The 12889-nt window shown below is 59.6% G+C and carries 8 protein-coding genes; 5 read left to right on the top strand and 3 right to left on the bottom strand.

The window, feature by feature from the left end:
* Window positions 1–89: 89 nt before the first annotated feature.
* On the bottom strand, window positions 90–422 hold the full coding sequence (locus KDX39_RS20510; RefSeq protein WP_231661629.1) for a PA4575 family protein: 333 nt from the start codon (window positions 420–422) through the stop codon (window positions 90–92).
* Window positions 423–595: 173 nt separating this feature from the next.
* The gene (locus KDX39_RS20505) at window positions 596–3031 is read right to left on the bottom strand and encodes a Lon protease family protein (protein WP_231661628.1); all 2436 of its coding nucleotides are present in this window, start codon (window positions 3029–3031) and stop codon (window positions 596–598) included.
* Between the two features lie 286 nt (window positions 3032–3317).
* Between KDX39_RS20505 and KDX39_RS20500 the strand changes: the two genes are divergently transcribed.
* The 4 genes from KDX39_RS20500 (at window position 3318) to KDX39_RS20485 (ending at window position 6898) form a co-directional block, all read left to right on the top strand.
* Window positions 3318–3806: a DUF3015 domain-containing protein gene (locus tag KDX39_RS20500; RefSeq protein WP_099226415.1), complete on the top strand. Its 489-nt coding sequence runs from the start codon at window positions 3318–3320 to the stop codon at window positions 3804–3806.
* A gap of 61 nt (window positions 3807–3867) precedes the next feature.
* Window positions 3868–5721, top strand: coding sequence for an Lnb N-terminal periplasmic domain-containing protein (locus KDX39_RS20495; protein WP_231661627.1), 1854 nt, complete (start codon window positions 3868–3870; stop codon window positions 5719–5721).
* Between the two features lie 244 nt (window positions 5722–5965).
* On the top strand, window positions 5966–6319 hold the full coding sequence (locus KDX39_RS20490) for a hypothetical protein (protein ID WP_231661626.1): 354 nt from the start codon (window positions 5966–5968) through the stop codon (window positions 6317–6319).
* 78 nt (window positions 6320–6397) lie between these two features.
* Window positions 6398–6898 (top strand): GreA/GreB family elongation factor, encoded by a 501-nt coding sequence (locus tag KDX39_RS20485; RefSeq protein ID WP_231661625.1) that lies wholly within the window; start codon window positions 6398–6400, stop codon window positions 6896–6898.
* Between the two features lie 42 nt (window positions 6899–6940).
* Here KDX39_RS20485 and ettA read toward each other — a convergent pair whose 3' ends face one another.
* On the bottom strand, window positions 6941–8605 hold the full coding sequence (gene ettA / locus KDX39_RS20480) for an energy-dependent translational throttle protein EttA (protein ID WP_004884041.1): 1665 nt from the start codon (window positions 8603–8605) through the stop codon (window positions 6941–6943).
* A 383-nt stretch (window positions 8606–8988) separates the two neighbouring features.
* Here ettA and KDX39_RS20475 point away from each other — a divergent pair, with 383 nt between their 5' ends.
* The gene (locus KDX39_RS20475) at window positions 8989–12825 is read left to right on the top strand and encodes a sensor domain-containing protein (RefSeq protein WP_442964566.1); all 3837 of its coding nucleotides are present in this window, start codon (window positions 8989–8991) and stop codon (window positions 12823–12825) included.
* Window positions 12826–12889 lie beyond the last annotated feature (64 nt).

Genomic DNA, 12889 nt, shown 5'->3' with positions numbered 1-12889 from the left:
ACTCGCAAGTGTTTTGAAAAAGACGCGCGAGTATATCAGCGGGAACGTAAGGCTCTAGGTGTGCGACAAAATAACGCAGAAACCACGCTCTATAACTTGAACGGAGAAGAACGCTGATAGCTGGAACTGTCGCTGTTGATCCGGCGCAGTTCAGCCTGCATATGCAGCGTCCAGATGGGCACGTCGGCAGTATGATAGCCGCCCAATAGCAGATTTTCGGCAATGCTGCTCAGAACGGACTCGGCAGCAGCGAGACTGTTGAACGGTCCCTGGGAGCGAAGCGCAGAAGGTTGCTCGCCAGACATTCCGGCAGCAAACAGCAGCATCCACAGGCCATCCTCGCCGGGCATCGGCCGGATGACGCATTCGATACGGGTAATGAGCCCGAGGCATTCACGGTTGAGGCAGAGGCTGCGCGACATGGCGAGCTCCTTTTCAGCAGCGGTATCACCCTCCTCCACGGCAGGAAAATGCGCCAGTCCATTTGGCCACCACGATCACCTGAGAGGATAGAAGAAAAGTCGGATTGCAAAAACTTGCCTGATGAACGGGCACCTGATGCTCAAGAGAACACCCGGTGCCCTTCAGTCCGGCATCAGACCTTGAGTTCTGGTTGCAGCTGGGCAGGCTCCTTTTCCAGCTCTTCCTTCAGGTCTTCATCGCTGAGCATTTCGGCGATGTCGCGCAGACGCTCGACCACACGGGCATTGACGCTGCCTTCGGGGAATTCGCCCTGCTCATCCGGCGAACCGGCCGGCTCGCCCACCAACAGGCTCAAGGCTTCATCAGCCTGGCGCACCGCATAGATGTGGAACTGACCGTCACGCACGGCCTGCACCACGCGCTCATCAAGCATGAGAGTGGTCACGTTGGCGTGCGGGATGATTGCACCCTGCTCGCCCGTCAGACCGCGCGCCTCGCACAACCGGAAGAAGCCTTCGATCTTCTCGTTGACTCCGCCGACCGCCTGCACTTCACCAAACTGGTTGATAGAGCCTGTGATCGCGAAACACTGCTTGAGCGGCCTGCGGGACAACGCCGAAATCAGCGTGCATACCTCGCCCAGCGAGGCACTGTCGCCATCGACGTAACCGTAGGATTGCTCAAGCGCGATGCTGGCCGAGATCGCGAGCGGAAATTCCTGCGCATAACGGCTGCCCAGGTAACCGGTCAGAATCATCACGCCCTTGGAGTGGATCGGCTGCCCGAGGTTGACCTCACGCTCAATATCGACGATGCCGCTGCCCCCCGGATAGACGGTGGCGGAAATACGCGCCGGCACGCCGAACGCTGAATCCCCCACTTCCAGAACCGTCAGGCCGTTGCACTTGCCGACAGCCGCACCGTCGGTGTCGATCAGAATGACACCGGCCATCATGTCATCGAGAATCCGCGCCGAAACGCGCCCGGTGCGTGTGGCCTTGGCCTTGAGCGCGCGCTCGATGTGACCTGCGTCGGTCCTGTCGTCGCTGGCCAGTTGACGAATGAAATCCGCTTCGCTGACCAGTTGGAACAGATCACCGATACGCGCCGAGAGACGCCCCTGATGCTCGGCCAGACGCGCGCTGTAGGTCGCCAGACGCGCAACGGCGTCGGCAGTCAGCGGTGCCATGCCTTCTTCCGAGGTGCGGGTTTTCAGCAACTGGGCAAATTGCTCCAGGGTTTCGTCGACCATCGGAATTTCTTCGTCGAAGTCGACCAGCACCCGGAACATCTCCTGGAAGTCAGGATCCAGGTCCTGCAGCGTGTAATACAGCGAGCGCGAACCGATGATGACGATCTTGACGTTCCAGGGAATGACCTGCGGCGTCAGGGACACCGTTGCGACACGGCCCAGCTCGCCCAGCGGCGATTCCATTTTCAGCTTGCGCGACTGCAGAGTGCGCTTGAGCGCGTCCCACACGAAGGGCTCGCCGAGCATTTTCTCCGCTTCCAGAATCAGGAAGCCGCCATTGGCACGGTGCAGTGCACCCGGGCGCAGTTGACGATACGTCGTGTAGAGCGCGCCCTGATCGGTGCTGTATTCAATGCGGCCGAACAGGTTGTCGTAGGTCGGATGCGGTTCAAACACCACCGGTGCGCCGCCATCGTGTGTATGACCGACCACCAGGCTCGGGCTGTAATGCTCTTCAAGCAGCTTGCGGGCCTGAGCATCGGTCTTGCTGTCGTCGACGAGTTGCTCGACCAGTGTCTTGAGCAGGTACACCTGCATCGCCTGCAGATACGCGCAGACGGCAGCGTTCTCGGCGTACTTTTCCGACAACGGTGCCAGCAAAGGCTGCAGGGTCAGGGTGATGGTTTCTTCGTTGAGCTGACGCAACTGATTGCTCGACTCACGCTTCCACTGCGGCAGGCTGGCAAGCTCTTCATTCAGGCGCTCTTCAAGCGCGGAAATGTCTTCATGAAAACGCTCGCGATCCGCTTCCGGCAGTTGCGAGAACTCGGCTTCGTCCAGCGCCTTGCCGTCTGCCATGGGCGTGAAGGCAATGTTGCTGCTGTCGCGGTAAAGCGCGATGTCCTTTTCCAGCGACAGGCGCTCGATCACGTCCAGCGCGCGGTCGTAGCGCTGATTGAAGGCGCGATCGATCGAGCTCTTCTTTTGCTGATACGAGGGGTGCTCGAACACGGCCGGAAAGGTCACCAGCAGGTTATCGATCAGGCCGCCGATGTCGGCGATGAACGCTTGCGCGCTGCCCGGCGGCAGCTCCAGCGCACGCGGCTCGCGAGGTTCGTCGAAATTGTTGACGTACACCCAGTCCGACGGCGTCTGCATACGCTTGCCTTCGGCCCTGAGGTAGCGCTTCACGAACGAGAACCGGCCGGTGCCGGGCTCGCCCATGACAAATACGTTGTAACCGGGACGCGGCATCGCGACCCCGAACTGCAAGGCTTCTACCGCTCGCTCCTGGCCGAGCACACCGCGAAAGGGTTCCAGATCGTTGGTGGTCGTAAAGCTGAACTGCTCAGCGGAAAACGGACGGGTCAGCGCGTGTGGCGCCAGGCGTAGGTTGGCTGCGACAGAATCGGGCATCAGTGTTCCTTACATCAGGCGGGGCAGATGCAGGCATTCTGGCGCTCGCTGCACACGACTTGCAAGACAGGCTTTCAAGGCAGCAGACGTCTGAAAGACTTTACATCCATGAAAGACGCTTCATCTGCAATAAAAAACGCGGTTTTACGCAATATTCTGCAATAGCTCACGGAACCCTTGAAGCCTGCCTAAACTCAAAACGTCGCGGATCGCTGAAAACAGCTTTCCGGCATGGTGTGACACGAAAGAAACTCGACCCTTGGCTGACCATAAAGAGAAAAAAGCTATGAAACGGATTCTTCTAGGAACGCTCTTCGCCGCTGTATCCATCAACGCCATGGCCCAAGCGCCAGGCGGCCCGGATTGTGGTTGGGGCAACATGCTGTTTGAAGGTCAACGCGGCACTCCCGCTCACTTCCTGGCTTCTACTACCAACGGTACTTCGGGCAACGCCACGTTCGGCATGACGTCCGGCACCAACGGCTGCTCTACCAACAGCGCCCTCACTTATGGTGGCAAATCCTGGCTGGCCATGAACGGCATGATGGATGAGCTTTCCAAAGACATGGCCATGGGCCAAGGCGAAGCACTGACCACTTACGCGGTCGTGCTCGGTGTCGCCCCGGAAGATCGCGCGCATTTCGCCGCTGTCACTCACGAGCACTTCTCGCAAATCTTCAGCAAGGCTGACGCCACTGCCGAAGACGTTCACGCCAACACCGTCAACGTTCTGAAAAACGATCCAACCCTGGCCAAGTACGCTACCCAGGCTTAAAGTCGTTCGCCCGCCCCTCTTCATGAGGGGCGGGACTCTTCTCCCTGACTAGTTGCCCTCTATGCTCAAACGTCTTGTCTTGCTGGCGCTGTTTGTCTGTGCCCCCTTGTCTGCCGCCCCGCGTGTGGCTGCCGACCGTTTGCAGCAACTGGCCAACGAGCCATTCTGGATTTCACTGGGCCATTACGAGGCGGGCAAGCTCGGCGGCTGGCGCAGTTACGTTGACGACCCCAAATTCTTTCTCGCGGCAGATGGCGCGTATGACCCGACGGCTGAACTGAGCGCGACGCTCGACGCCATTTATGCGCCCGTTACCAACGAGCAGACCCACGCACAGTGCGTCTACCCTGCAAGGACCCGCTGGCTGCGCGATCAGTTGAAACTGACCGATCTGCCGGTGCTGGACTGCAAGGAATTCAAGACCTGGTACAAGGACGTCGCGCCGGACAGCACCGTGCTGATCTTCCCGGCGGCCTACCTCAACAGCCCGTCGTCCATGTTCGGCCACACGCTGCTGCGCATCGATCCGGCCAGCGCGAAGGCAAACAACACCACGTTGTTGAGCTACGCAATCAACTTCGGCGCCTACATCGAAGGCATGGACAACAGCATTCTCTATGCCTGGAAAGGCCTGATGGGCGGCTATCCCGGTCTTTTTGCACTGGTGCCGTATCAGGAAAAACTCTCGGAATACCGCAGCCTGGAAAACCGCGATCTGTGGGAGTACCGGCTGAACCTGACGCCCGAAGAAACCGGACGCATGGTCGAGCACGTCTGGGAGCTGAAACAGATTCGCTTCAGCTACTTCTTCTTCGATGAAAACTGCTCGTATCGTCTACTGGAACTGTTGCAGGTTGCCCGCCCCGGCCTGCACCTGACCGAACAGTTCGGCCTGACAGCCATCCCGACCGACACCGTCAAAGCCATCAAGGCCGCTGGACTGGTGGAGAGTATCGATTACCGCCCTTCTCGCGAACGCGAACTGCTGAGCCGTGCCGAACCGCTGAACGCTGACGAACAACAATGGGTATTAAAGGTCAGCGCGGACCAGAAACAACTGCAGGACCGTCAATACCTGGCACAGCCCAAGGAGCGCCGCGCGTTGATTCAGGACGCTGCCTATCGCCTCGAACGCTATCGTGCCAACGGACTGGAACGTGACACCGCGCGCTCCCAACGCAGTTTCGAACTGCTGCAGGCCATCAACCAGAACCCACCGCCGCAACTGGACATCCAGCGACCCGGCCTGCCGGAAGACGGACATGAATCCCGTACCTGGCAGCTGGGTGTCGGCACACGGGGCGACCGGGCTTTCGGTGAGTACGGCCTGCGCATGGCGTATCACGACCTGAACGACAATGCCTATGGCTTCCCACTCGGCGCTCAGATCGAGATTCTGCAACTCAAGGTACGCCAATACGAAGGCAACGACTGGCAGGTCCAGCAACTGGATCTGGCGACCATTCGCTCGCTGACACCACGTACCGAACTGCTCAAGCCGTGGTCATGGCAAGTCACCGGCGGCCTCGAGCGCGTGCTGGGCAAACATGGTGATGAAAATCTGGTCAGCCACGTCAACGGCGGCGCAGGCGGCACTTGGCAGTTGGGTGACGAAGTGCTGGGCTTCGCGCTGGGCACAGTGCGCGTCGAGCACAACAATGATTTTTCGGCATTCATCTCGCCAGCCGCAGGTTTCAACACCGGCCTGCTGTGGCGCAACCCATTGGGCAACCTGAGCCTGGAAGCCAAGGGCGACTACTTCACCAACGGCGAAGTACGCCGCAGCGTCAGTCTCAACCAGCAGTGGGAACTGTCCCGAAACGTGGGCTTGCGCCTGAGTGCCCAGCGTGAATTCAGCCAGATGAGTTCGCCGCAGAACGAGGTGATGCTCGAAGTGAAGTGGTATCACTATTGATACCGTTGGGATAGCGATCCCTTGCGCCCTTGAAAGGGCGCGGACCCGCAGCTTCGAAAACAAGCAACGCAAAGGATGCCAAGTCTGTGGAAGCCGTGAAAAACTGCAGCGGATGCGTGAGACCAGCGACTCAGCGTGAATCGCTCATCGGCTGGCACAGCGACACTACCTATTTCCTACATCGTTTTTACAAATAACTCACACATTCGCTTCTAGACTCACCTCATACGTCGAGGAAGTCGCCATGAAGCTGCATTGGGTGTTGTTGTCGCTGGCCATCGGGCTGGCAGGTTGTCAGTCCGCCCGTGACCAGATGCTGGCTGAAGGGTACCCGCCAGGCTTCGCCGACGGATATCAGGATGGATGCGTCAGTGGCAAGGCGGCAGCGGGCTCGTTTTCCGGGCAGTTCAGAAAAAACGTCCCCCGCTACCTGAAAGATCGCCTTTACGCTCAAGGCTGGAGCGATGGCTTTCGCCAGTGCCAGGCGTCCGAGGACCATCGTGACCGACTGAGCCCCGGCCAGATCTTCAATGACCGGGACCGCGACTGGGAGCGGGAAAAGACGCGTAGCGCCGCAAAAGCCTACCGCCCGAACTGATTGGCACGTCGCATCCGGTATTTCAACGAAACCAATCACCTCGCACCGTGGCCCAAACCCAATTAGGGAGGACACTTCATGAGTCGCGCATTTGTAAACGAAGACAACGCCGCCGCGGATGCCAACCAGCCGGTGGAGCGAACGGTCAGCGAACAGCCCAATTACGTCACCGCTCAGGGCCTGGTATTACTGCAACAGCACGTGAGCGATCTTCAGTCGCAGCATAGCGCCCAGACGACGTTGGGCGACAATGCCGACAAGCAGCGTCTGGCAGACCTGGAGCGCGACCTGCGTTACTTCAACCAGCGCCTGCAAAGCGCGCAGGTGGTCACACCCGCCCTTTCGACCGAAAAGGTGCAGATTGGCAGTTGGGTGACATTTGCCGATGAGGACGATCGCCAGCAGCGTGTGCAACTGGTTGGGGAAGATCAGGCCGATGCGGCCAATGGGTTGATTAACTGGGGCTCGCCGCTGGGCCGTGCATTGCTGGGTGCGCAGTTGGGCGATGAAGTGTTATGGAAACGACCGGCGGGTGATCAGGTGATCGAGGTGGTGCTGATCGAGACGGACGAAAGCTGATACAACAGGAGCGCCAGACACGGCGCTCCTGTTGTCTCTGTGTTACGCCAGCTTCTTGTGACGTACGCGGTGCGGCTGGGCAGCGGCATCGCCAAGACGCTTTTTGCGGTCAGCTTCGTATTCGGTGTAGTTGCCTTCGAAGAATACGGCTTGCGAGTCGTCTTCGTACGCCAGAATGTGGGTCGCCACACGGTCAAGGAACCACCGATCGTGGGAGATCACAATGGCCGCGCCCGGGAAGTCCAGCAGTGCCTCTTCAAGCGAACGCAAGGTCTCTACGTCAAGGTCGTTGGACGGTTCGTCGAGCAGCAGCACGTTGCCGCCCTCTTTCAGGGTCAACGCCAGGTGAAGACGGCCGCGCTCACCACCGGACAGGTCCTTGACGAACTTCTGTTGATCACCGCCCTTGAAGTTGAAACGGCCGACATAGGTGCGCGACGGGATTTCGTAGTTGCCGATACGGATCACATCCGAACCGTCCGAGACCGCCTGGAACACCGACTTGCTGCCATCCAGATCGTCACGGCTCTGGTCAACGCAGGCCAGTTGCACGGTTTCACCGATTTCGATGCTGCCCGAATCCGGTTGCTCCTTGCCCATCAGCATGCGGAACAGGGTCGATTTACCCGCACCGTTACCGCCGATCACGCCGACAATGGCGCCTTTGGGCATGGCGAATGACAGGTTGTCGATCAGAACGCGATCGCCATAGCCTTTGGTGACGTTCTTGAACTCGATGACCTTGTCGCCCAGACGCGGACCGGCCGGGATGTAGATCTCGTTGGTCTCGCTGCGCTTCTGGAATTCCTGCGACTGCATCTCTTCGAAGCGTTGCAGACGGGCTTTGGATTTGGACTGGCGCGCCTTGGCACCTTTGCGAACCCATTCCAGCTCGTCTTTCATGGCCTTTTCATGGGCCGACTGCTGCTTGGATTCCTGGGCCAGACGATCGGACTTGGCTTCCAGCCAACCCGAATAGTTGCCTTCGTAAGGAATACCGGCGCCGCGGTCGAGCTCCAGAATCCAGCCGGCGACGTTGTCGAGGAAGTACCGGTCGTGCGTGATCGCAACCACGGTACCCGGGAAGTCGTGCAGGAAGTGCTCCAGCCAGGCGACGGAGTCGGCGTCCAGGTGGTTGGTCGGCTCGTCGAGCAGCAGCATGTCGGGTGCGGACAGCAGCAGGCGGCACAGCGCGACGCGGCGCTTCTCGCCACCGGACAAGACGGAAATCTTTGCGTCCCACGCCGGCAGACGCAGCGCATCGGCGGCGACTTCCAGCTGGCGCTCCAGGTTGTGACCGTCGCTGGCCTGCAGGATGGCTTCGAGCTTGGCCTGTTCAGCGGCCAGCTTGTCGAAATCGGCATCCGGATCGGCGTATTCGGCGTAGACCTGATCCAGACGCGCCTGGGCGTCCTTGATGACGCTGACCGCTTCCTCGACCACTTCACGCACGGTCTTGGTGGGATCAAGTTGCGGTTCCTGCGGCAGATAACCTACGTTCAGATCAGGCATCGGGCGCGCTTCGCCGTCGAATTCGGTATCGACACCGGCCATGATCTTCAACAGTGTGGACTTACCCGAACCGTTGAGGCCCAGAACGCCGATCTTGGCGCCCGGGAAGAAAGAGAGGGAGATGTTCTTGAGGATTTCCCGCTTCGGCGGCACAACTTTGCTCAGCCGATGCATGGTGAAGACGTATTGAGCCATGGAATGAAAACCTGGTGTCTGTGATAAGGACCGATCTGGGACGCGAGCTTAAAGCCCCGACCGAAAAAAAGCTTTTATTTGTCTTTCAGACTTGCCGCATGAGCGTTCCACGCCTTGAATCAGAACAGGCAGAGAACAGACTCGAGTGCCTGGGCAGCTATGAAGCTGGATCTTGTTTGCACACAGTGGAGTCACTCATGCAGGAGTCGGGCTGTAATCGCGCGTTGCGCAAAGCTACCCGAATGCGGCCTGCAGGGCAAACCATCCAGCCCGGCGGGACTGGCACTCTGCCACAACTCAAGGCATGCTAGCCGCCCTTTTGGGTGGCCAGCTTATATTGCATAGTGCATCGCTGCTTCAGTCCAGTAGTCAGGAACAACGACTTGCCCACATCAACGACCTCTTCGCCATCGAGTATCGCCAAAAGCAGTACCGTCAGGCCTCTGCGCGGCTCACTGAAGGGTGTCCTGGCGGCGCTGGTGTTACTGATGATCGCGCTGCTGCTCTGGCAACTCATCGAACAATTCCATCAGACCCAGGAGCGCCAGCGCCAGCGAAGCCTCGACTACGCGACGCAGCTTTCCGACCGCATCAGTCTGAACATGGCGCTCAACGCCCAGATTGCGATGAATCTGCTGGAAGAAATCCAGTCAGGCGAAGACAAGCCGGAGCAGGCGACGCCAATGAGCGCACTGCGCGCGGCCTTGCCGACATTACGCAGCGTTGTCAGCCTCTCCCCCGGCGGAGAAGTCATCAGGGACAGTGCCGACATGAGCAGCGACGCAGCCCTGCTTAAAGGTGCGCTGAAGCACGCCACGGGGCGTCCCTTCTATTACACCAGCAACGAAGACGGGTCGCAGATCTACCTGCTGATGCGTCAGAGCGGCAGCACGACCGGCGACTACTGGGCCGTGCGCATGCTGCCCGAAACGCTCAAGAGCTTCATCCAGCAGCCAACACAGGATTTCCAGCACCTGTGGCGGCTGGAAAAACGTGGCACCCAGCAGGTGATCCTGCGCGAGCCCATGCCTGACAACGTGACAGATACCGGCCACGCAGAGACCGTTTTGCTCCAGCCTCTGGGCAACAGCGACTGGCAGCTTCGCGGGCTTTTCGACGCGCACAAGGCTCGCCAGGATTTACTCGCGCCACTCGTCGGCAAATGCATCGTCGGCCTGCTATTTTCCATCCTGCCACTGATCGCTCTCATGAGCCTGCGCGGCAGGCAGCGTCAATTGCTGGAAAGCCGCCGCCGCTATCGCGATATTTTCGAAGGGGCTGGCGTTGCCATCTGTGTGCTGGACATGTCCAGCCTGCCGGACCGCCTGGAAACCCTGCAAATCCGGACCTGCGAAGACCTCGATCTGCTGCTGAAGAACCAGCCGGGATTGCTTGACCGGCTGCTGCAACAACTGCGGATCAACGAGGTGAACGACGTTGCTCTGGGCCTGCTGAACGTCGAATGCGGCGAGCAGGCATGGCAGCAATTGATCGAAGGCGAGTCGCGTACGCGCCCCGGCATCGGCATTCAAGTAATCCGCGCGGTGCTCGACAGACAGCCGCGACTTGAACTGGAAATCCGCCGCACCCGGGAGGACGGCCAGGATCAGCACCTGTGGCTGGTACTGAGGCTGCCGGAAAGCCCCGCCGACTTCGATGCCGTGATTCTCAGCATTGGCGACATTACCAGCCGCAAGCAGATCGAACTGTCGTTGCTGGACCGTGAAAGCTTCTGGTCCGACGTGGTCCGCACCGTGCCGGATCATCTCTACGTGCAGGATGTGCTCAGCCAGCGGATGATCTACAGCAACCACCACCTCGGCAAGACGTTGGGTTACAGCAAGTCTGAACTGCGTGGGATGGGTGAGTTTTTCTGGGAAATCCTGCTGCACCCGGAAGACGCCAAGTCTTATCAGGACATGCGTCTGCGCCAGCGTCATCACGGGCACAACGAACTGCTGCAATGTGTCCTGCGCTTCCGCGACCGTGATAACCAGTGGCGCTGTTTCGACATTCGCGAGCAGGCGCTGGCGCGGGATAGCCAGGACCTGGTGACACGCATCATCGGCGTTGCCAAGGACATTACCGATCAGGTGACGTCCAGTCAGTCCTTGCGTGACAGCGAACAGCGCTATCGCATGCTCGCCGAAAGCATCAGCGACGTGATCTTTTCCACCGACAATCAGCTCGAGCCCAATTACGTGAGCCCTTCGGTCCAGAGCGTTCTGGGCTACACCGCCGAATGGATTCTTACCCATGGCTGGGGCGTGACCGTTGCCAACCCGCAGCAGCTGACGGGGTTCGATGCGCTGATCCGCAACATCCGCAAAGTCCTCGACAAGCCGGAAGAACTGGCAAAGTTGCGCAGCGACGCCACGCCGCGTCTGTTTGTGTTCGACTGCCTGCGTGCCGATGGCCGCAAGGTGCCGGTCGAACTGCGCATGGTCCTGGTCTGGGACGAACATGACAATTTCGAGGGTCTTCTCGGTGTGGGCCGTGACATCAGCCAGCAACGCCGCGCGGAAAAAGACCTGCGCATGGCCGCCACGGTATTCGAGCACTCCACATCGGCCATTTTGATCACCGACCCTGCGGGCTACATCGTGCAGGCCAACGAAGCGTTCACCCGGGTCAGCGGCTACGAAGTGGCTCAGGTGCTCGATCAGTTGCCCGGCATGCTGACGGTGGAAGCGGAACAGGAAGCGCACCTGCGCTACGTCCTCAGGCAGCTCAACCATAGCGGTACCTGGGAGGGCGAGGTCAGGCTCAAGCGGCGCAATGGCGAGCATTATCCGGCATGGGTCGGCATCACTGCGGTGGTGGACGATGAAGGCGATCTGGCAAGCTACGTGTGCTTCTTCAGCGATATCAGCGAACGCAAGGCCAGCGAAGAACGCATCCATCGCCTGGCCTACTACGATGCCCTGACGCACCTGCCCAACCGCACGCTGTTCCAGGACCGTCTGCATTCGGCCCTCCAGCAGGCCGAGCGGCAACAGGCGTGGGTCGTGCTGATGTTCCTTGATCTGGACCGTTTCAAACCGATCAACGACTCCCTGGGCCATGCTGCAGGTGACCGCATGCTCAAGGAAATGGCCACGCGTCTGCTGGCTTGCGTCACAGACGACGACACGGTGGCGCGCATGGGCGGTGATGAATTCACTTTGCTGCTGCAGCCGGGTCCGACGCGGGAAAGTGCCTTGAACCGTGCCATTCACGTTGCCGAGAAAATTCTTAACAGCCTGGTGACGCCTTTCGTGCTGGAAGGACGCGAGTTCTTCGTGACCGCCAGTATCGGCATCGCCTTGAGTCCGCAGGACGGCGATGAGTTGAGCCAGTTGATGAAGAACGCCGACACGGCGATGTATCACGCCAAGGAGCGCGGCAAGAACAACTTCCAGTTCTATCAGGCCGACATGAATGCGACGGCGCTCGAGCGTCTGGAGCTGGAAAGCGACCTGCGTCACGCCTTGGAGCAACAGGAATTCACATTGTATTACCAACCGCAATTCAGCGGCGATGGCAAACGCCTGACCGGAGCCGAGGCCCTGTTGCGCTGGCGTCATCCACGCCGTGGCCTGGTGCCGCCCAACGACTTCATTCCGGTGCTCGAAGAGCTCGGCCTGGTGGTCGAAGTCGGCGACTGGGTGCTGACCGAAGCCTGCAGCCAGTTGAAAAAATGGCATCAGGCAAAGGTCCGCGTGCCGAAAGTGTCCGTGAACATCTCGGCCCGGCAGTTCTCGGATGGCCAGCTTGGCAAACGTATCGCCAGCATTCTGCACACCATCGGTTTGCCTCCGGCGTGCCTGGAACTGGAACTGACCGAGAGCATCCTGATGCGCGAGGTCAACGAAGCCATGCAGATACTCGACGGCCTGAAGAATCTGGGGCTGAGCATTGCGGTGGATGACTTCGGCACGGGGTACTCGTCGCTGAACTACCTCAAGCAGTTCCCGATCGATGTCCTGAAGATCGACCGCACCTTCGTCGACGGCCTGCCCTCAGGCGAACAGGACGCTCAGATCGCCCGGGCAATCATCGCCATGGCCCACAGTCTTAATCTGGCGGTGATTGCCGAAGGCGTGGAAACCCAGGAGCAACTGGACTTCCTGCGTGAACACGGCTGCGACGAGGTGCAAGGTTACCTCTTCGGCCGCCCGATGCCCGCCAGCCAGTTCGAGGCGCAGTTCAGCAATGATGCGTTGTTCATGCTGGATTGAATGGGCGTGTCGCTGATGCGCCCCATTCATCCGGCACATGACTGCCTTTCATATGCCAGATAAA

This window comes from Pseudomonas sp. CDFA 610, assembly GCF_021147865.1.
Classification (GTDB): Bacteria; Pseudomonadota; Gammaproteobacteria; order Pseudomonadales; family Pseudomonadaceae; genus Aquipseudomonas; species Aquipseudomonas alliivorans.
The sequence above is the reverse complement of the archived record's forward strand: the minus strand, read 5'-3'. Positions and strand labels throughout refer to the sequence as shown.